The organism is Micromonospora sp. WMMD1219 (genome assembly GCF_049315215.1).
GTDB classification, from domain to species: domain Bacteria; phylum Actinomycetota; class Actinomycetes; order Mycobacteriales; family Micromonosporaceae; genus Micromonospora; species Micromonospora tulbaghiae.
In genome coordinates, this window is sequence record NZ_CP186057.1 from 4,957,374 (window position 1) to 4,973,871 (window position 16,498).

At 71.8% G+C, this 16,498-nt stretch carries 19 protein-coding genes and 1 tRNA gene; 7 read left to right on the top strand and 13 right to left on the bottom strand.

The window, feature by feature from the left end; genetic code table 11:
* The first annotated feature begins 58 nt into the window (after positions 1-58).
* Positions 59-1,339, top strand: a complete 1,281-nt coding sequence (locus tag ACN27C_RS23070) for a D-alanyl-D-alanine carboxypeptidase family protein (protein ID WP_422748085.1) — start codon at positions 59-61, stop codon at positions 1,337-1,339.
* Positions 1,340-1,354: 15 nt separating this feature from the next.
* On the opposite strand, the gene ACN27C_RS23075 is transcribed toward ACN27C_RS23070, so the two are convergent.
* Positions 1,355-2,380 (bottom strand): LacI family DNA-binding transcriptional regulator, encoded by a 1,026-nt coding sequence (locus tag ACN27C_RS23075; protein WP_120569710.1) that lies wholly within the window; start codon positions 2,378-2,380, stop codon positions 1,355-1,357.
* A 197-nt stretch (positions 2,381-2,577) separates the two neighbouring features.
* Here ACN27C_RS23075 and ACN27C_RS23080 point away from each other — a divergent pair, with 197 nt between their 5' ends.
* Genes ACN27C_RS23080 through ACN27C_RS23090 form a run of 3 tightly spaced genes read left to right on the top strand, consistent with a single transcriptional unit; the run spans position 2,578 to position 4,967 of the window.
* Complete coding sequence (locus tag ACN27C_RS23080; protein ID WP_120569711.1) at positions 2,578-3,543, top strand: acetylxylan esterase; 966 nt, start codon at positions 2,578-2,580, stop codon at positions 3,541-3,543.
* Positions 3,544-3,591: 48 nt separating this feature from the next.
* Positions 3,592-4,416, top strand: coding sequence for a M15 family metallopeptidase (locus ACN27C_RS23085; RefSeq protein WP_121685221.1), 825 nt, complete (start codon positions 3,592-3,594; stop codon positions 4,414-4,416).
* 44 nt (positions 4,417-4,460) lie between these two features.
* Positions 4,461-4,967 carry a DinB family protein gene (locus ACN27C_RS23090; RefSeq protein WP_091418060.1) on the top strand — a complete coding sequence of 169 codons (507 nt, stop codon included), beginning with the start codon at positions 4,461-4,463 and terminating at the stop codon, positions 4,965-4,967.
* Between the two features lie 26 nt (positions 4,968-4,993).
* Here the strand turns inward: ACN27C_RS23090 and ACN27C_RS23095 are convergent, their stop codons facing one another.
* Positions 4,994-5,767 carry an alpha/beta hydrolase gene (locus ACN27C_RS23095; RefSeq protein ID WP_421500888.1) on the bottom strand — a complete coding sequence of 258 codons (774 nt, stop codon included), beginning with the start codon at positions 5,765-5,767 and terminating at the stop codon, positions 4,994-4,996.
* A 147-nt stretch (positions 5,768-5,914) separates the two neighbouring features.
* Between ACN27C_RS23095 and ACN27C_RS23100 the strand changes: the two genes are divergently transcribed.
* The 3 genes from ACN27C_RS23100 (at position 5,915) to ACN27C_RS23110 (ending at position 7,993) form a co-directional block, all read left to right on the top strand.
* On the top strand, positions 5,915-6,307 hold the full coding sequence (locus ACN27C_RS23100) for a hypothetical protein (protein ID WP_120569714.1): 393 nt from the start codon (positions 5,915-5,917) through the stop codon (positions 6,305-6,307).
* A 383-nt stretch (positions 6,308-6,690) separates the two neighbouring features.
* Positions 6,691-6,763: transfer RNA gene (locus tag ACN27C_RS23105), tRNA-Glu, on the top strand.
* A 30-nt stretch (positions 6,764-6,793) separates the two neighbouring features.
* Positions 6,794-7,993, top strand: coding sequence for an RtcB family protein (locus ACN27C_RS23110; protein ID WP_422748089.1), 1,200 nt, complete (start codon positions 6,794-6,796; stop codon positions 7,991-7,993).
* A 32-nt stretch (positions 7,994-8,025) separates the two neighbouring features.
* Here ACN27C_RS23110 and ACN27C_RS23115 read toward each other — a convergent pair whose 3' ends face one another.
* The 11 genes from ACN27C_RS23115 to ACN27C_RS23165 are packed head-to-tail and all read right to left on the bottom strand — an operon-like array spanning position 8,026 to position 15,730.
* Positions 8,026-8,190 carry a hypothetical protein gene (locus ACN27C_RS23115; RefSeq protein WP_174536834.1) on the bottom strand — a complete coding sequence of 55 codons (165 nt, stop codon included), beginning with the start codon at positions 8,188-8,190 and terminating at the stop codon, positions 8,026-8,028.
* Positions 8,187-8,405, bottom strand: a complete 219-nt coding sequence (locus ACN27C_RS23120) for a helix-turn-helix domain-containing protein (protein ID WP_013476639.1) — start codon at positions 8,403-8,405, stop codon at positions 8,187-8,189. Before ACN27C_RS23120 ends, ACN27C_RS23115 begins: the two co-directional genes overlap by 4 nt.
* On the bottom strand, positions 8,405-8,884 hold the full coding sequence (locus ACN27C_RS23125) for a DUF2975 domain-containing protein (protein ID WP_121685225.1): 480 nt from the start codon (positions 8,882-8,884) through the stop codon (positions 8,405-8,407). Before ACN27C_RS23125 ends, ACN27C_RS23120 begins: the two co-directional genes overlap by 1 nt.
* A 21-nt stretch (positions 8,885-8,905) precedes the next feature.
* Entirely contained in the window at positions 8,906-9,823 is a 918-nt protein-coding gene (locus tag ACN27C_RS23130) for an ACP S-malonyltransferase (RefSeq protein WP_121685226.1), read from the bottom strand.
* On the bottom strand, positions 9,820-10,761 hold the full coding sequence (locus ACN27C_RS23135) for an ACP S-malonyltransferase (RefSeq protein ID WP_121685227.1): 942 nt from the start codon (positions 10,759-10,761) through the stop codon (positions 9,820-9,822). The genes ACN27C_RS23130 and ACN27C_RS23135 overlap by 4 nt, the downstream gene beginning before the upstream one ends.
* A complete protein-coding gene (locus tag ACN27C_RS23140) occupies positions 10,758-11,510 on the bottom strand; it encodes an SDR family NAD(P)-dependent oxidoreductase (RefSeq protein WP_199733227.1) in 753 nt (250 codons plus the stop codon). Before ACN27C_RS23140 ends, ACN27C_RS23135 begins: the two co-directional genes overlap by 4 nt.
* Before the next feature lie 35 nt (positions 11,511-11,545).
* On the bottom strand, positions 11,546-12,772 hold the full coding sequence (locus tag ACN27C_RS23145) for an aminotransferase class V-fold PLP-dependent enzyme (protein ID WP_158614804.1): 1,227 nt from the start codon (positions 12,770-12,772) through the stop codon (positions 11,546-11,548).
* Positions 12,769-13,755 (bottom strand): TauD/TfdA family dioxygenase, encoded by a 987-nt coding sequence (locus tag ACN27C_RS23150; RefSeq protein ID WP_121685230.1) that lies wholly within the window; start codon positions 13,753-13,755, stop codon positions 12,769-12,771. The genes ACN27C_RS23145 and ACN27C_RS23150 overlap by 4 nt, the downstream gene beginning before the upstream one ends.
* Positions 13,748-14,404, bottom strand: coding sequence for a GNAT family N-acetyltransferase (locus tag ACN27C_RS23155; RefSeq protein WP_233585998.1), 657 nt, complete (start codon positions 14,402-14,404; stop codon positions 13,748-13,750). The genes ACN27C_RS23150 and ACN27C_RS23155 overlap by 8 nt, the downstream gene beginning before the upstream one ends.
* A gap of 11 nt (positions 14,405-14,415) precedes the next feature.
* Positions 14,416-14,679, bottom strand: coding sequence for a phosphopantetheine-binding protein (locus ACN27C_RS23160; RefSeq protein WP_121685232.1), 264 nt, complete (start codon positions 14,677-14,679; stop codon positions 14,416-14,418).
* A 16-nt stretch (positions 14,680-14,695) separates the two neighbouring features.
* The gene (locus ACN27C_RS23165) at positions 14,696-15,730 is read right to left on the bottom strand and encodes a 3-oxoacyl-ACP synthase III family protein (protein ID WP_121685233.1); all 1,035 of its coding nucleotides are present in this window, start codon (positions 15,728-15,730) and stop codon (positions 14,696-14,698) included.
* Between the last annotated feature and the right edge of the window lie 768 nt (positions 15,731-16,498).

Sequence of the window (16,498 nt, forward strand, 5' to 3'; positions counted from 1 at the left end):
GGAACGCGAATCCCGGAGCCGGTGACCCGTTCGGGTCGGCGTGGCTACCGTCCGGGTCATGAGGACCTGGGGACCCTTCGTGGCGCTGGCCGCCGCCCTGCTGCTGCCGGCGCCGGCGACACCGGCGGCGGCCGCCGTCCGCGCGCCCGTACGCCGGCTGCCGGCCGCGCCGCCCTGCCCGAACGTGCCGGCCCCGTCGACCCGGCCACCGCAGCCGCCGCCGGCGCCCGACCCGGCCGCGCGGGCCGTCGGCGGCGCGGCGCTGGACACCGCCGGGCTGGTCGTCCCGCCCGCGTCGAGCGCGCCACCGGCGGTGACCGCCACCTCCTGGGTGGTCGCGGACCTGGACAGCGGCGCGGTGCTCGGCGGCTGCGGCCCGCACGAGTACGGCGTACCGGCGAGCGTGCAGAAGCTGCTGCTTGCCGCCACCATGCTGCCCCGGCTCGACCCGAACCGGGAGGTCACGGTGACCGCCGGGGACCTGGCTGTCGAACCGGGCAGCTCGGCGGCCGGGCTGGTCGAGGGCGGGCGCTACCGGATCGAGACGATCTGGCTCGGCCTGCTGCTGCGCTCCGGCAACGAGGCGGCCAACGCGCTCGCCCGGCTCGGCGGCGGCCCGGACGGGCTGCCCGGCGGGATACGGGCGATGAACGAGGAGGCGCACCGGCTCGGCGCCCGGCAGACGCACGCGGTCACCCCGTCCGGGCTGGACGGACCGGGGCAGTTCACCAGCGCGTACGACCTGGCGCTCATCGCGCGGGCGTGCTTCGCCGACCCGGCGTTCCGCAGGTACGCCGCCACCCGGTCCGCGCAGATACCGGCCCAGCCGGCACAGCGGGCGAAGGCGTTCGCCATCGCCAACGACAACATGCTGCTGGACCACTATCCGGGCGCGCTCGGCGGCAAGACCGGCTTCACCGACCTGGCCCGGCACACGTACGTCGGGGCGGCCGAGCGCGGCGGACGGCGCCTGGTGGTCACGCTGCTGGGCGCCGAGGTGACCACGCAGCGGGGCTGGCAGCAGGGCGCGGCGCTGCTGGACTGGGGGTTCGCGCAGCCGCGCGACGCCTCGGTGGGACGGCTGGTCGAGCCGGGGGAGCTGGACCGGTCCGCGCCTCCGGCGGGCGGGGCGGCCTCGGCCCTGGCCGGGCACGCCGGCCTGGCCGGCGGCGGGGCGGCACCCGGGCCGCGGCCGGGCGCGGGTGTGACTGTGGCGGTGGGCGCGGTGCTGACGGCCGGGGGAGCGCTGCTGCTGGCCCGGCGTCGCCGCCACGCCGCCGCCGTCGCCATGTCGACCGGGTCGGCCCTGCGGGAGCCGGAAATTCCGGAACAGGACTGAAAAGAGTGGCCCGGATCAGCGGCAGGCGGGCCCGGCGGTGCTGTCCCGTACGACGAGTTCGGTGGCCAATTCGACCCGGGGCGAGTCGATCTCGTCGCCCTGGGCCAGCCGCAGCACGGTGCGCGCGGCGAGCCGGCCCATCTCCACCAGCGGCTGGCGCACAGTGGTCAGCGGCGGTGACGCCCACCGCGCCTCGGGCAGGTCGTCGAAGCCGACCACACTCACGTCGTCGCAGACCCGCAGCCCGCGGCGGCGGACCGCCTCGTACACCCCGAACGCCATCTGGTCGCTGGCGGCGAAGATGGCCGTCGGCGGGTCGTCGAGGTCGAGCAGCGCGCCACCGGCGGTGAAGCCGGACGCGTGGTAGAAGTCGCCGGGCTGCACCAGCCGGTCGTCGGCGGCGACTCCGGCGGCGGCCAGCGCGGCCCGGTAGCCGTCCAGCCGGGCCCGGCTGCACAGCAGGTGCGGCGGGCCGGCCACGAAACCGATCCGGCGGTGGCCGAGCTTGAGCAGGTGCTCGGTGGCGGCCAGGCCGCCGGTCCAGTTGGTGGCGCCGATCGCCGGCACGTCCGTGGCGGCCACGCCGGCCGCCGGGTCGACCACCACCACCGGCACGTTGAGGCGCCGCAGCTGGGCCTGCACGGCCGGGCTCAGGTGCGAGGTCACCACGATCACGCCGTCGGACGCGCGGGCGCGCAGGTTGTGCAGCCACTGCCGGGTGGAGCTGGACTCGCGGTGGATAGCCGAGACGACGGTGCCCACCCCGGCGGCGTGGCTGACGTCCTCCACGCCGCGGATGATCTCCACCGCCCACGGGCTGTCCAGGTCGTTGAAGACCAGGTCGACCAGGTCCGCCCGGCGCACCGTACGGCTGCCCCGGCGCCGGTAGCCGTGGTGGCGCAGCAGCTCCTCGACCCGTTCCCGGGTGTCCGGCGCGACGTCGGAACGTCCGTTGAGCACGCGCGACACGGTCGGGACCGAGACGCCGGCCTCCCGTGCGATCGCGGTGATGGTCACCCTGCGCTCGTCGTCCGCGCTCACCCGTGTTCCCTTCGCCGGCTGCCGGAACCGACCGGTAGACCGTCCCGCCCCACGCACATCTTGCCGTACGCCGAGGGCTTGACGACAGGCCGGACCGGCCCTAGCGTTCGCACGAGTTGCGGAAACCTTCCGGAAATGCGCCCGCCATCTTCGACGGCTCGCCGTCCACCCCCGACGAAGGACGAGGAATCCGAGGCGTGTTCACCGACCTGACCGAGGCCGAACTCCGTACCCACCGCAGCGACCTGCACGAGCCTCCGGACTTCGACGCCTTCTGGGCTGACACTCTGGCACAGGCGCGCTCGTGCGGCGACCCCGTGTCGGCGACCCCGCTGCCGACGCCGCTGACCGGGGTCGACGTCTTCGACGTGACGTTCCCCGGCTTCGCCGGACAGCCGATCCGCGCCTGGCTGCGGGTGCCGCGCGGCGCCGCCGGGCCGCTGCCCACGATCGTGCAGTACGTCGGGTACGGCGGCGGGCGCGGCCACGCGCTGGAGAACCTGCTCTGGTCCGCGGCCGGCTTCGCCCACCTCCAGATGGACACGCGCGGGCAGGGCTCGGGGTGGAGCCGCGGCGACACACCCGACGTCGCCGCGGGCGGACCGCAGGCGCCGGGCATGGCCACCCGGGGCATCGAGGACCCGAACCGGTACTACTACCGGCGCTTCCTCACCGACGCGGTCCGCGCCGTGGACGCCGCGTGCGAGCTGCCGGCGGTCGACCCGGACCGGATCGCCGTGCTCGGTCACAGCCAGGGCGGGGCCGCCGCGCTCGCCGCCGCCGCGCTGGCGCCGAGGGTGCGCGCGGCGGTGGCGCTCGTGCCGTTCCTCTGCGACATCCCGCGCGCGATCACGATCACCGACGCCACGCCGTACCGGGAGATCCGCGACTACCTCGCCGTGCACCGGGACCGCGAGGAGCAGGCGCTGCGCACGCTCGGCTACGTCGACGGCGTCGCGTTCGCCCGCCGCGCCACGGTGCCGGCCCGGTTCTCCGTCGCGCTGATGGACGAGATCACGCCGCCGTCCACCGTCTACGCCGCCTACCACGAGTACCGGGGCGACAAGGACCTGACGGTGTGGCGGTTCAACGGCCACGAGGCGGGCGGCATCGACGACGACGCCGCCGCTGTCGACTTCCTCCGTACCGTGCTGGGCGGCTGACCACCGGTTCCGCCGATGCCGGCCCGCCCGGGCTGGTAGACACGGCGGGTGGGCACCGGCAGACGCGCGACGGCGGTCCTGGCCGTCGCGGCCGCGCTGCTCGCCGCCGCCTGCCAGCGGCCCGCGCCGTCCCCGTCGCCGTCCGCGCCGCCGTCACCCACGCCGACCGGCCCGCGCGCCCCGGCGGACTTCGTGGACCTCACCACCGTCGACCCCACCGTCCGCACCGACATCCGGTACGCGGGCCCGCACAACTTCGTCGGCCGCCCGATCGACGGGTACGCCGAACCACGCTGCCTGCTCACCCGCCCGGCCGCGCAGGCGCTGCACCGGGTGCAGACCGCCGCGCTCGCCGGCGGGCACAGCCTCAAGGTGTACGACTGCTACCGCCCGCAGCGCGCGGCGGACGACTTCGTCGCCTGGGCGAAACTCCCCGCCGAGCAGCGGATGAAGGGGGAGTTCTACCCCGGCGTACCCAAGGACCGGCTGTTCGCCGACGGCTACATCGGCGCCCCCACCGCGCACAGCCGGGGCAGCACCGTCGACCTGACCCTGGTCCCGGTCTCCGCCGCCGCGCAGCCCGCGTACACGCCCGGCCGGCCGCTCGTGCCGTGCACCGACCCGGCCGGCCGCCGCTTCGCCGACGACTCGATCGACATGGGCACCGGGTTCGACTGCTTCGACCCGCGCGCCCACACCGCCGACGCACGGATCAGCGACACCGCCCGGAGCAACCGGGACCTGCTGCGCCGGCTGATGTCCGCGCAGGGCTTCGAGAACTATCCGCTGGAGTGGTGGCACTACCGGTACGTCGACGAGCCGTACCCGGACACCTGGTTCGACTTCCCGGTGGCCGGTTCGTCGCTGCGGTGACGCGGTCGTTCCACCATGATCGATTGCGACTAGGCTCGGCGCTCATGGAGACCGAACGGATCGGCCCGCCGCTGCTCGCCGGCGAGCGGGAGTCGCTGCGCGCCTTCCTCGACTTCCACCGGGCGACGCTGGCCCTCAAGTGCGAGGGGCTGACCGACGAGCAGCTGCGCCGGCCGGCGTCGCCGCCGTCCACGCTGTCGCTGCTCGGTCTGGTCCGGCACATGGCGGAGGTGGAGCGCACCTGGTTCCGCCGGGTCATCGCCGCCGAGGACGTGCCGCTGGTGTGGTCGGACAGCGGCGACTTCCAGCAGGCGTACGACGCCCGCGACGCCGACGCGGCGGAGGCGTTCGAGGCGTGGCGGCGCGAGATCGAGCACGCCCGGCGCATCGAGCGGGAGGCCGAGTCGCTCGACGTGACAGGTCACCAGGCACGCTGGGGCGAGGACGTCTCGCTGCGCCTGGTCATGCTGCACATGCTGCACGAGTACGCCCGCCACAACGGGCACGCCGACCTGATCCGCGAGGCGATCGACGGCACCGTCGGCGTCTGAGCCAACTCAGCGCCCGCGCACACCGGTCAGCGCGTGCGCAGCGGCAGCCAGGCCAGCACGTCCTGGATCCGCGCGTCCCAGTACGCCCAGTCGTGGTCACCCGGACCGAAGTCGACGGTGACCGGCACGTCGCGTTTCCGGGCCACGTCGAGGAACCGCATGCTGTCCTCGTACAGGAAGTCCTCGGTGCCGCAGGCGACGTAGAGCGCCGGCCGGTCGTCGCCGGAGCGCTCCAGCAGCCCCACCGTGTCGTCGTCGGCGGGCACCGGGCCGTCACCCCAGACGGTGTGCCACACCGCCGGGTCGACCGGATGGGTCGGATGGTGGCGGCGGCGCGTCACGTCCAGCGCGCCGGACAGGCTGGCCGCCGCCGCGAACCGGTCCGGGTGGCGCAGCGCCCACTTCACCGCCCCGTAGCCGCCCATCGACAGGCCCGCGACGAACGTTTCCTCCCGGCGGCTGGACAGCCGGAAGAACGACCGGCACACCTCGGGCAGCTCCTCGCTGAGGAACGTCCAGTACCGGTTGCCGTGCGCCTCGTCGCAGTAGAAACTGCGCTGCACCTGCGGCATCACCACGGCCAGCCCCAGCGGCGCCACGTACCGCTCGATCGAGGTGCGCCGGGTCCACACCGTGTCGTCGTCGGTCAGGCCGTGCAACAGGTAGAGCACCGGCGGGTCACCGTCGGCGGCCGTGCCCGGCACCCCGATCCCGGCCGCGCCGCGATCGGGCAGCAGCACCGTCATCGACGTGCCCATGCCGAGCGCCTCGGAGAAGAAGTCACACCGGATCAGCGCCATGAGGCGGCAGCCTACCTCGGAGGGGTTCGATGCGGGCGTTCCTATTGCCCCGGGACGGTCGCACGGGAAAAGATGGCCGTGCGTGCCGGAAACACACCCGTAACCTGCGCGCTGCTGGTCTCTGTCACGAGGAAGTGGGAGTCAGTCATGAGCGACGTGTCGGCCGCACTGGGTGTGCGCCTCTACCCGGACCTGGTCGAGCCCGGCGGTCTCGCCCCCGCGCTCGTGGCGACCGCCGCCGCGCACCAGCTCGACGTCGGCGAGGTGACCGCGCCCGAGCAGGGGCGCAGCCGGTTCACCTGCGCCGAGATGACCTCCGCCCGGGGCGTCGTCTGTGTCAGCCTCGGCTCCCAGGCCCGCTATTTCATGATCGACCTTCGGGTGGACGGCGACGTCCAGGCCCGGGGCGACGCCACCGACCTGCTTCAGGTCGCGCAGGTCGCCGCCGCGTGGCGGGTCGGCATCACGCTGGCCGAGCTGACCGCGCGCTACCCGTTCATGGAGGAGATGCGGCGCCACCCGGTGGCGCACGCCGGCTGACAGCCGGGCCGCCGGGCTCGCCCGGCACAGTGGAACCGCGGTGCGGGTGCGCCGGTCGTCGCCCTCGCGGTGACCAACGCGCCCGAAGGAATATCGCATTGCCGCCCGGGTGCGGCGGCCGTACCGTGAGCAGGCAACGTCGATCTGATCCACCAGAGGAGCGCACCGTGTCGCAGCAGAACCGCACCCGCGCCGAGCGGCAAGCGCCGCGCGCCGGTGTCCTGCTGCCCGAATCGGGCACGGGCCGGCGACGGCAGTGGCAACCAGGGTGGTGGCGCGTCTAGCGCCGGCGCGACGATCCGCGCGAACCGCCCGCCCCCAGACCGGAGCCGGGCGGTTCTCCGTGTCCGGGGTGGATCCGCCGACGGCGTCACGCCGCCGGAGGGCCGTTGGAGCAATTGGCAGCTCACCCGGTTCTCACCCGGGAGGCTACGGGTTCGAGTCCCGTACGGCCTACGTCAGACGGAGATGAGCAAGGAGACGACGATGGGTTTCACCCCGCTGGCCGGTACCCGGGCACCGGTCCGGGTCTGGACCGACCCGTACGCGATCGAGGCGCAGGCGGCCCGGCAGCTGCGCAACATCGGCGCGCTGCCCTGGGTGCAGGGTGTCGCGGTGATGCCGGACGTGCACTTCGGCAAGGGCGCCACAGTCGGCTCGGTGATCGCGATGCGGCAGGCCGTGTCGCCGGCCGCGGTCGGCGTGGACATCGGTTGCGGCATGTCCGCGGTGCGGACCTCGCTGACCGCCGCCGACCTGCCCGACGACCTCGCGCCGCTGCGTTCGGCGATCGAGGCGGCGATCCCGGTCGGCTTCGCGATGCGTGACGACGCTGTCGATCCGCGCCGGGTCCGGGGGCTGGAGCAGGCCGGCTGGGACGAATTCTGGCGGCGGTTCGCGACGCTGGACCGGAAGGTGGCCCAGCTCCAGACGCGGGCGCAGCGGCAGCTCGGCACGCTCGGCGGCGGCAACCACTTCATCGAGGTCTGCCTGGAGCAGGGCGGCGCGGACGACGGCCGGGTCTGGCTGATGCTGCACTCCGGTTCCCGCAACATCGGCAAGGAGCTGGCCGAGCGGCACATGGCGGTGGCGCGCGGCCTGCCGCACAACACCGGCCTGCCGGACCGGGATCTCGCGGTGTTCCTCGCCGGCACGCCGGAGATGGAGGCGTACCGGCGGGACCTGTGGTGGGCGCAGGAGTACGCCCGCCGCAACCGGGCGGTCATGGTCGCGCTGCTCTGCCAGGTGGTCCGGGACGCGTTCCTGCACGTCGGCTACGACGAGCCGATCTCCTGCCACCACAACTACGTGGCGGAGGAGACCTACGACGGGGTGGACGTGCTGGTGACCCGCAAGGGCGCCATCCGGGCCGGGAAGGGGGACCTGGGCATCATCCCCGGCTCGATGGGCACCGGCTCGTACATCGTGCGCGGTAAGGGGAACCTCGACGCGTACTGCTCGGCGTCGCACGGTGCCGGGCGGCGGATGTCGCGGGGGCAGGCGAAGCGGACGTACAGCACGGCGGATCTGGCCGCGCAGACCGCCGGGGTGGAGTGCCGCAAGGACGCCGGTGTGGTCGACGAGATCCCCGGCGCGTACAAGGACATCACCGAGGTGATGGCCCAGCAGGAGGACCTGGTCGAGGTGGTCGCCCACCTCAAGCAGGTCGTCTGCGTGAAGGGCTGAGCGATAGGGCCGGCGTCGAGGGGGCGCCGGCCCTATCGGGTACGCCGGGCGACGCGTACGCCGATGGCGACCGCGCCGATGACGAGCAGCGCGGACAGGAGCTGGAGGCCGGGGGAGTCGTCGGCCTCCCCGTACACGAAGCCGGCGACGCCGAGCGCGACGGCGAGCAGGGCTACGGCGGCGGCCAGGTATCTCATCGTTCCTCCTCGTCGGCGACCCATTCGAGCAGGTCGCCGGGCTGGCAGTCGAGCACCCGGCACATCGCCTCCAGCGTGCTGAACCGGACGGCCTTGGCACGGCCGTTCTTGAGCACGGCGACGTTCGCCGGGGTGAGCCCCACGCGCTCGGCGAACTCGCCGACGCTCATCTTGCGCTTGGCCAGTTCGACGTCGATGCGCACGACGATCGGCATCAGATCACCGCTTCCATGTCGGTGCGCAGCGTGGTGGCCTGGCGCAGCAGCGCGCGCAGGACGACCATCAGCAGCCCCAGCACGCTGACGCCGGTGACCAGCAGGAACAGCAGCAGCGGCAGCCCCGGGTCGTCGGCGTTGAAGCCCACGTAGAGGAATACGCCGACGAGCACCACCCAGGCGGCGGCGACCGCCCAGACGATCCCGTCGACCCAGCCCAGAGACGCCTCGGTGAAGATGCGGTCGTTCTTGACCAGGGTGAGCAGGTGCCAGGTGCAGACGATCACCACCTGCACGCACAGCACCCAGAAGATCGTCACCGCGGTGGCGGGCCACCGCAGGTACGCCATGTCCGGGTTCTCGCGCGCCATGTGCGCGAACTGCCCGGGCAGCGACATGGTCTGGAACAGCACCAGGATCGCGAACAGCAGGACCAGGAATGCGCGGAGTGGTGTCACCGCACGTTGCGCCATCAACATGCATCGACTATCGCGCGGAACCTATCGAAAGTCAATCGCCTCACACGTTGTTGCTGCGTTCTCCGGGTTGACCGCGCGCACCTCGAAGGCGGTGCGCGCCAGCCGGTCGAACAGGTTGCTCGGTCCGGGAACCCAGACGATGCGCACCCCGGCCCCGGTCAGGGCGGCCATCGCGGCGGGCCACCGCACCGGGCGGACGATCCCGGCCAGCAGGAGCTCACGTACGCCTGGCCCGGTCGTGACGAGTGTGCCGTCGTGGTCGGAGACAACCGGCATGCGAGGCGCGGCGAAGTCGACACCGTGGCAGACCTCGGCGCACCGATCCCGGAGCTCACCGAAGGCCGAGCTGTGCACGGGCGGCGAGAGGCTGTAGAGGGGGATTCCGCCGATCGCTCGCACCGCGGCGTCCAGAGCAGGCACCGCGTCTCTGGCTAGGGTCAGCGCGGCGAAGCCGGCGTCGAGATCGCAGGAGAGCTCGTTCCAGGCGCCGCGCACGGTCAACTCACGGCGCACCACTGCCAGACCTGTCGTGTCGAGCCGGTAGAAGAACCGGGTCACCAGGCCGGTGTGCCGGGTTCGGAAGTACTCCCGCTCGCAGTCGGAGAAGGCGATGACGAGCTCGACGGCGATCTCGAACGGCAGCACGCCCAGGTGCGCGGCGAGAGCGAACTGGCCGAAGCTCGGACCGATGGCCAGCCGGGCGGACATGCCGGCCTGATCGGCGCGATCGGCCAGCGCGATGCAGTTGACCATGAACGCGAGCTGACTGTCAGCGTTGCCGGCCGGCCCGGCCGTCCGGAAACCGTCCACCAGCGACCGGCCCAGCACCGCGTCGGCCTGAGCCACCCGGCGGCGGGCATAGGGATCGGTCACCATGAACTCACCCACCGCGCGGTGATTCGAGGGGGCGAGCCCGGGAAGCAGCACCGCCTCGGTCATTCGGCCGCGCTCCGGAGTTCGGCGCAGGTCAGCACCGTCTGCACCTGGTACGACACGTCGACGAACTGCATCGACCGGTACACGAAGTGCCCGGGCCCGACGACCGTCACCCGCTTGACGCCGAGGTCCGCGAGCCGTCGCACCACCAGGTCCCAGCGGACCGTTCTCGTGTACTGCTCGACGAAGGCGGCCATCAGGTCCTCGCGTCGGTCGATGACCGCCCCGGTGTGATTGCATAGCTGCGGCACCTGCGGATCCGACGTCGGATCCAGATAGCTCCATTCGCGGGCGAAGGTTTCCTTGATGTCGTACAGCACCGGCAGCGGGCTGTGCGCGGGCGGTCCGTAGGGGATCACCAGGCCGACGCCGCCGATCGAGGCGGCCCGCAGATTGAGCTCCTGCAGCCCGGCCACCGCGCCGGTGGCAATCATCTGGTTGTCGGCGGTGATCGCGCAGGTCAGCAGCGGCGACTCGGCGGTGGATACCTCCCGCATCTCGGCCTGGAACCGGTCGAGGTCGACGTTGTAGTAGAACGCCACGCCCAACGGCCGCCCCGCCACCACCCGGTCCTCAACCGCGGGCATGGTGGACACCATCCGGATGGTGTCCCGGAACGACATGAATCCGCCGAGGTGCGCGGCCACGATCGAACCGAGACTCAGGCCCGCCATGTACCGGGGCGGTCGTTTACGCAGGCCGATCACATCGCAGATCGCCACCGCGATCGCGACCGAGGCCGGGCGCACGACCGTCCCGTCGTTGATGGCCGCCGGGTCCTCCGCGTAGAAGCGCGCCGCGAGGTCGACGCCGAGCACGTCCGACGCCTCCGCCATCCGGCGGTGCACCTCGGGGAACTCGTCGTAGAAGTCCCGGTGGTCGCCGGGCTCGACGACCACCTGGGGGTTGAACAGCACCGCGTCGGGCGTCTCCCGGTTCATGCGGTCAGCCCTCCGTCGACCACCAGCGTGTGCCCGGTGATGTAACTCGCCTCGTCACTTGCCAGGAAGGCCACTGCATTGGCCACCTCGTGTGCCTCCGCGAGCCGCTTCATCGCGATCCGGTCGAGGAACTCCCTCAGTCGCTTGTCGTCGATCCGGTCGACCATCCCCGTGTCGGCGGTGTACCCGGGCGCCACCGCATTGACCCGGACGTCGTACGGGGCGAACTCCCGGCTCAATGCCCGGGTCATCCCCTCGATGCCGGCCTTGCTCGCACAGTAGGAGCTCAGACCGGGTATGCCGACGCGGCCGGCGATCGAGGAGATGTTCACGATCGAGCCTGAGCGGGCCACGAGCATGTGCAGGGAGCTCGCCTTGATGCAGTGCAGCGTTCCCAGCAGGTTGGTCTCGACGCTGGCCGCCCATTCGCCGACCGGGTTCATCGGCACGACTGCGGAGGGCTGGCCCACCCCCGCGTTGTTGACCAGGATGTCCAGCTTGCCGTTCGCCCGGACCACGTGCCCGAAGACTCGCTGGGTGTCCTCGGCATCGGTGACGTCGACACGGACCGTCGCGGGCTCCGGCCATCCCTTGTCCCGGATCGCCTGCGCGGTGGTGTCGGCGCCGTCGCGGTTGCCGCGATAGCCGATCACCACCCGGGCGCCCGCCTGCGCCAGGCGCAGGCAGACCGCTCGCCCGATCCCACTCGACCCGCCGGTGACCATTGCGACGCGAGCTGTGAGGTCCACCCGTTCTCCTCCTGCCTACCGGATGCCGGCCGGCGTCAGCCGGCCCGCTTCTTCCGCGTCACCTCGACCAGCGCGTCGAGGAACGCCGTGACGTCGTTGTCGGTCGTGTAGGCGGCGACGCCCGCCCGGACGGCGCCGGACGTCGCGGGCGACAACGCCTGGAACGCCGGCCCGCAGTAGAACGTGCCGTCCCAGACCGCGACGTCCCGCGCCGCGAGGCTGGTCGCCACTGCCGTCGCAGCCATTCCGGCCACCTGGAAAGTGATGATCGGCATCAGGGTTCCCCCGGCCGGCCCGAGCACCCTGAATCGGCTGTCCGCCCGCAGCCACGTGCGAATCCGCTCCGCGAGGGCGTGCTCGCGCTCGGCGATGACGGTCCGGTCCCAGCCCAACAGCACCTCGGCCGCGATGCCGGTGCCGAGCACCGCCTCGAACTGGGTGGTGCCGAGGTCCAGCCTGCCGGGCAGGGCGTCCCCGGCGGACGGCACCTGCTCCGGCAGCAGTGGGTCCAGGTGGTCGGAGAGCCACAGCGCCGCGCAGTGCGGGCCGTACCACTTGTAGGCGGACGTGACGAAGGCGTCGACTCCCCACTCGTCGACAGCCACCCGGCTGTGCGCCACCCGCTGCACCCCGTCGACGTAGACACGCGCGCCTACCCGGTGCGCGGCTGCGGAGACCGCGGCCACGTCCGGCACGGTGGCGAGTGCGTTCGAGGCGCCGCTGATCGCCACCCACCGGGTCCGTGGGGTCAGTTCGCGGATGATCGCCTCCGCCGGCAGGGCGCCGTCCGGGTGCAACCGCGCGAGGCGGACCCGGGCGCCCGTCCGCTCCGCCACCGCACGCCACGGCCAGTGGTTGGCCTCGTGATCGAGCTCGGTGCAGACGATCTCGTCTCCCGGCCGCAGATCGCCGGCGACCCCACGGCTGAACATAGTGGTGAGCGTGGTCATGTTCGGGCCGAACAGGATGTGTCCACCGGCGGCCCCGAGGAGGGCCCGGACACGGTCGGCGGCCCATTCGACTATCACGTCGGAGTAGGCGCTGGCCGGAAAGGGGCCGTGGTCGTTGGCCACGTGCCGGCTGCCGAGATACCTGCTCATCGCCCGCACCACGGCGGCGTGGACCAATGTGCCGCCGGGGGCGTCGAAGCGGTGGCCGGCGCCGCGCAGCCCGGGAAACTGCTCGTCGGCCGGCGCGCGCAGGAGGTCGTTCAACTCCGGCACCGGGTGCTCGGGCAGGCCGATCCGCGTCGTCGGGCTCACCGGACGGCTCCGGCTGTCGTCGGCAGGACGATGTCGACCTGGCCGTAGCCGTCCTCGCGACGTTCGGCCTCCGGGCGCTGGCTGGGCAATCGCACCATGATGCGCTTGAGCCAACGGTCCGTGCCGTCGTACCGCGGTGTGAACGGCACACGCCCGTGCACCGCCACATCGTTGTCGATCAGTGCGAGATCGCCTGCGCCCATCGGCACCGAACGAGCCTTCTGTTCCAGCCGCTCCGCCAGGGACCGGTAGGACTCTTCGAAGGCGGGATCGTCGTGGCTGCGGGTGCTGTAGGCGGGGTCGTAACGCAGGCAGGGGCCGTCCGGCGCCCACCACACTGTCGGTACGCCGGGCCGCGTCGTACCCGGCCCGCTCCCCGTCGCCGGGTACGACGCGTCGGGGGAGATGCGCACGACCGGTCGGCCGAGCCGGATCAGGTCCTCGCGCGGCAGTCCCAGCTCACGTACCGACGCGATCCGGGTACCGACGCCGGCGGGATTGCGGACGCAGGCGAGCATCAGCAGGCTGGCCCGGCCGGGATGGAAGGCGTCCTCGGTGTGCCATTCCAACGGCACGCTGCTGCTGGCACCGACCTGCAGGTTCTCGTAGCCCTGGCTGGGCACGATGTTGTGGACCAGACGCCCGTCCTGCTGCCCCGCCCAGCCGAACACCTGGCCGAGCGCGGCGGCGACCAGCACCAGGGCGAGGTCCATCGGGCCGGTGGGCGCGGCGGACCAGTGGGCGGGCGTCGGCCCGCACTTCGCGGCCAGCGGAGCGAGCAGACCACGGACCAGCAGTGCGCCACTGTGCCGCGGCGGCCGGCCCACCTGCCTGCTCAGGCGGGCCACGAGGTCGCGCGGGATCTGGCCGGCGTGCGTCTGGAGCAGCCGGTCCGGGACCGCTCCGAGGCCGGCGAGTCTCTCCGCGGTGGCCGCCAGATCGGCGACCAGGTCCGCGGCAGCAGTGGTCGCTTCCTCAGGCATGCGCGGCCTCCGGCATCCGCCAGTCGGAGAGCACACCACGCAGGTGGTCACCGCCGGAACCGGCGAGGTACCGGCGCAGCGTGCCGGCCGCGGCGTCGGCGTCGGCGTCGCAGATCAACCGCAGCGACGGCAGGTAGCCGTCGAGGGGAGCGAGGTACTCCTCGCGGTTCATGGAGCAGATCACGGCGTCGTGGTAGCCGCCGTCGACGTAAAGGTAGTCGCGCAGGACGCCGTCCACGACGAGATCCCCCTTGGCGAGAAAGGCCACCGAGCGCCGGTTGTAACAGGCCGCCAGCAGCTCCAGCCGGTGTGCCCGCTCCCGCTGGAAAAGGTGGTCGACCAGCAGAAGCGCCCCCTCCAGGCCGGCTCCGCTGTCCCACCACTGGTCATCGCCCACGACCGCGCCGACGGCGAAGCTGCGGTCGTGCGCCAGGGGCCGCCAGGAGACCATCCCTATCGTCTCGCCGTCGATGCGGGTCTCGATGGCGGCGTACTCGGTGTGGCCGGACTCGATGGCCGAGCGCCATCCCGCGGCATCAAGCCCGTCGCTCTGTCCTCCGCCTACCAGTACTCCGGCGGCCGAGTGCCGGGTCCACGTCGGTAGCCGGCCGTAGTCGTCCTCGCTGACCGGTCTGAGCCGGACGAGCATGCCCTCCACGATCAGCGCTCCTCCCGTACCGTTGTCGCCTGCCGGGGTCCGAGAACGGCCTCGATGCGCTCGATGGTCCGGAAGGTGTCCGTGTTGGTGGCGGCGATGTCCAGGCCGTAGCGCTCGTTGAGCAGCGCGATGAAGCGTAGGGTGTCCATCGAGTCGAGGCCGAACCGTGAGCGGGTGCCGAACAGCGGTTCGGTGGGGTCGACATCGCCCGGTGGCAGGTCGAGATCGTAGGTGGAGACGAAGAGCTCCCGGAGTTCGTCGCGCATGTGTAGACCTTTCGGATCAATGGTGGCGCAGGCAGACCGATCCCCAGACGAACCCGGCGCCGATGGCCGATACGACGGCCAGGTCGCCGGGGCGCAGCCGACCGGAGGTGAGTAACTGGTGGAGCACCGTGAAGACGGTTGCGGAGCCGGTGTTGCCGAGGTCGCCGACAGTGGTCGTGGCCCGGCCGCGGGGCACGCCGAGCTGGTCCATCACTTCGTGGATGATGTTGAGGTTGGCCTGGTGCAGCACCACATGATCAAGATCGTCGAGGGCGACTCCCGCGCGCCGGGCGACGTTGCGGATGCTGGCGGGCAGAGCCTGGGTGGCTTCCCGCCAGACCGCCCGGCCGTCCATCCGCAGGAAGTGCTCGCCGTCGGCCACCCGTTGCGGGGTCAGAGGCCGTCGGCTGCCGCCGGCGGTGATGCCGACGCGGTAGGAGAGCTTGTAGCCGGCGTCCCAGGCGAGCAGACCGCCACCCGGCTTGGTCCGGCGTAGCACCACAGCGCCGGCGGCGTCGCCGAAAAAGACCCTGGTGGTGCGGTCGGCCGGATCGGTGATCCGGGACAGCGTCTCGGCGCCGGCCACCACCACTGTTCCGATTTCGGGGTTCTGCAAGAGGTGGGCGGCGAGCACCAGGCCGTGCACCCCGCCCGCGCAGGCGGCCTGGGTGAGGTCGATCGGCCAGGCGGCGTGAGCGCCGAGCGCTTCGGCGACCGCCGCCGCCGTGGAGGGCAGAGGCTGGTCGGCGGTGATGGTGGAAACGATGACCGCGTCCACCTCGCCCGGGTCGATCCGTGCCCCCTCCAGGGCGTTGTGGACGGCGCGCAGGCACATGTCGGAGGTGGACTCGGTGGCGGCGGCGAAGTGACGGGTCAGAATGCCCGTCCGGCTTTCGATCCACGCCTCGGTAGTGTCCAGGCCGTCGGCGATCTCGGAGTTGCCGACCACCCGCTCGGGTACGTACAGCCCTGAGCCGAAGATGCCGACGGGGACGGCCGGCGCTCCCGCGGTCAGCGCCCGGTAGGCCGCCGGTGCTTGTTGCGCTGTCATGGGTGGCTTCCTTCCCGGAGGGCCGGGCTGGGCTGGGTACGAACGATGGGGTACCGCGCGACGTGGACCGGAGAGGTCCACGTCGCGCGGTGTGGTGCGCCGCGATCAGCAGGTCGAGCTGTCGAAGCTGGCCGGCAGGTCGACGTGCTCGACGACCACCTCGGTGCCCTGAAGGTCCAGAACGTTGGACAGGTCCATTTTCTTCACCCCCTTCCCTGTGCGTGCTCACGGAATCACCGGATGGTGCTCCGAAAACAGCGTTGGCCAATTGCGACGCGCGTAGTCGTCGGACTGCATCGGCCAGCGATCAGATGCGTTAACTCGGTGCCTATGGGCTTGTCTCGGGCGCTTGGCGCAGCGAGCTTCGTGGCACCGGAAAAGCTTTGTTGAGGCTGAGTCAGAGGTTATGGTCGGTTCAATGTGAGCGTCAAGCCGATGGCAGCATCCGGCCATCATGCAGATGGCGGCCCTCCGATCGGGGCGATCAAGGATGGATTGACCGAATTGTTCACATGGCGGGATGTTGACGGGGAATGAGAAATCGCAATTGTCATTCGATCGCATTGATTTCCTGCGAGTGTCCTGCGAGGGGTTGCTAAGAAGATTCATGCCAGGTAATCTCTCGGCAATAATTGAAGTGCACCTAAGCGCTGCGGGGGCTCGCTATGCATGAACTGCGCCGTCTTGTCTCCTCAATTGGAGGTAGCGATGCAGCGCCAGGGTCTGCGGAAGCCACCATCGTCCGAGTCGACCGCCAGCTCTATCTCC

Coding starts and splice junctions, on each gene's coding strand:
- ACN27C_RS23070 (WP_422748085.1), top strand. CDS start 59: ATGAGGACCTGGGGACCCTTCGTGGCGCTGGCCGCCGCCCTGCTGCTG.
- ACN27C_RS23090 (WP_091418060.1), top strand. CDS start 4,461: ATGGAGACCGAACGGATCGGCCCGCCGCTGCTCGCCGGCGAGCGGGAG.
- ACN27C_RS23095 (WP_421500888.1), bottom strand. CDS start 5,767: ATGGCGCTGATCCGGTGTGACTTCTTCTCCGAGGCGCTCGGCATGGGC.
- ACN27C_RS23100 (WP_120569714.1), top strand. CDS start 5,915: ATGAGCGACGTGTCGGCCGCACTGGGTGTGCGCCTCTACCCGGACCTG.
- ACN27C_RS23110 (WP_422748089.1), top strand. CDS start 6,794: ATGGGTTTCACCCCGCTGGCCGGTACCCGGGCACCGGTCCGGGTCTGG.
- ACN27C_RS23115 (WP_174536834.1), bottom strand. CDS start 8,190: ATGAGATACCTGGCCGCCGCCGTAGCCCTGCTCGCCGTCGCGCTCGGC.
- ACN27C_RS23120 (WP_013476639.1), bottom strand. CDS start 8,405: ATGCCGATCGTCGTGCGCATCGACGTCGAACTGGCCAAGCGCAAGATG.
- ACN27C_RS23125 (WP_121685225.1), bottom strand. CDS start 8,884: ATGTTGATGGCGCAACGTGCGGTGACACCACTCCGCGCATTCCTGGTC.
- ACN27C_RS23130 (WP_121685226.1), bottom strand. CDS start 9,823: ATGACCGAGGCGGTGCTGCTTCCCGGGCTCGCCCCCTCGAATCACCGC.
- ACN27C_RS23135 (WP_121685227.1), bottom strand. CDS start 10,761: ATGAACCGGGAGACGCCCGACGCGGTGCTGTTCAACCCCCAGGTGGTC.
- ACN27C_RS23150 (WP_121685230.1), bottom strand. CDS start 13,755: ATGCCTGAGGAAGCGACCACTGCTGCCGCGGACCTGGTCGCCGATCTG.
- ACN27C_RS23155 (WP_233585998.1), bottom strand. CDS start 14,404: ATGCTCGTCCGGCTCAGACCGGTCAGCGAGGACGACTACGGCCGGCTA.
- ACN27C_RS23160 (WP_121685232.1), bottom strand. CDS start 14,679: ATGCGCGACGAACTCCGGGAGCTCTTCGTCTCCACCTACGATCTCGAC.
- ACN27C_RS23165 (WP_121685233.1), bottom strand. CDS start 15,730: ATGACAGCGCAACAAGCACCGGCGGCCTACCGGGCGCTGACCGCGGGA.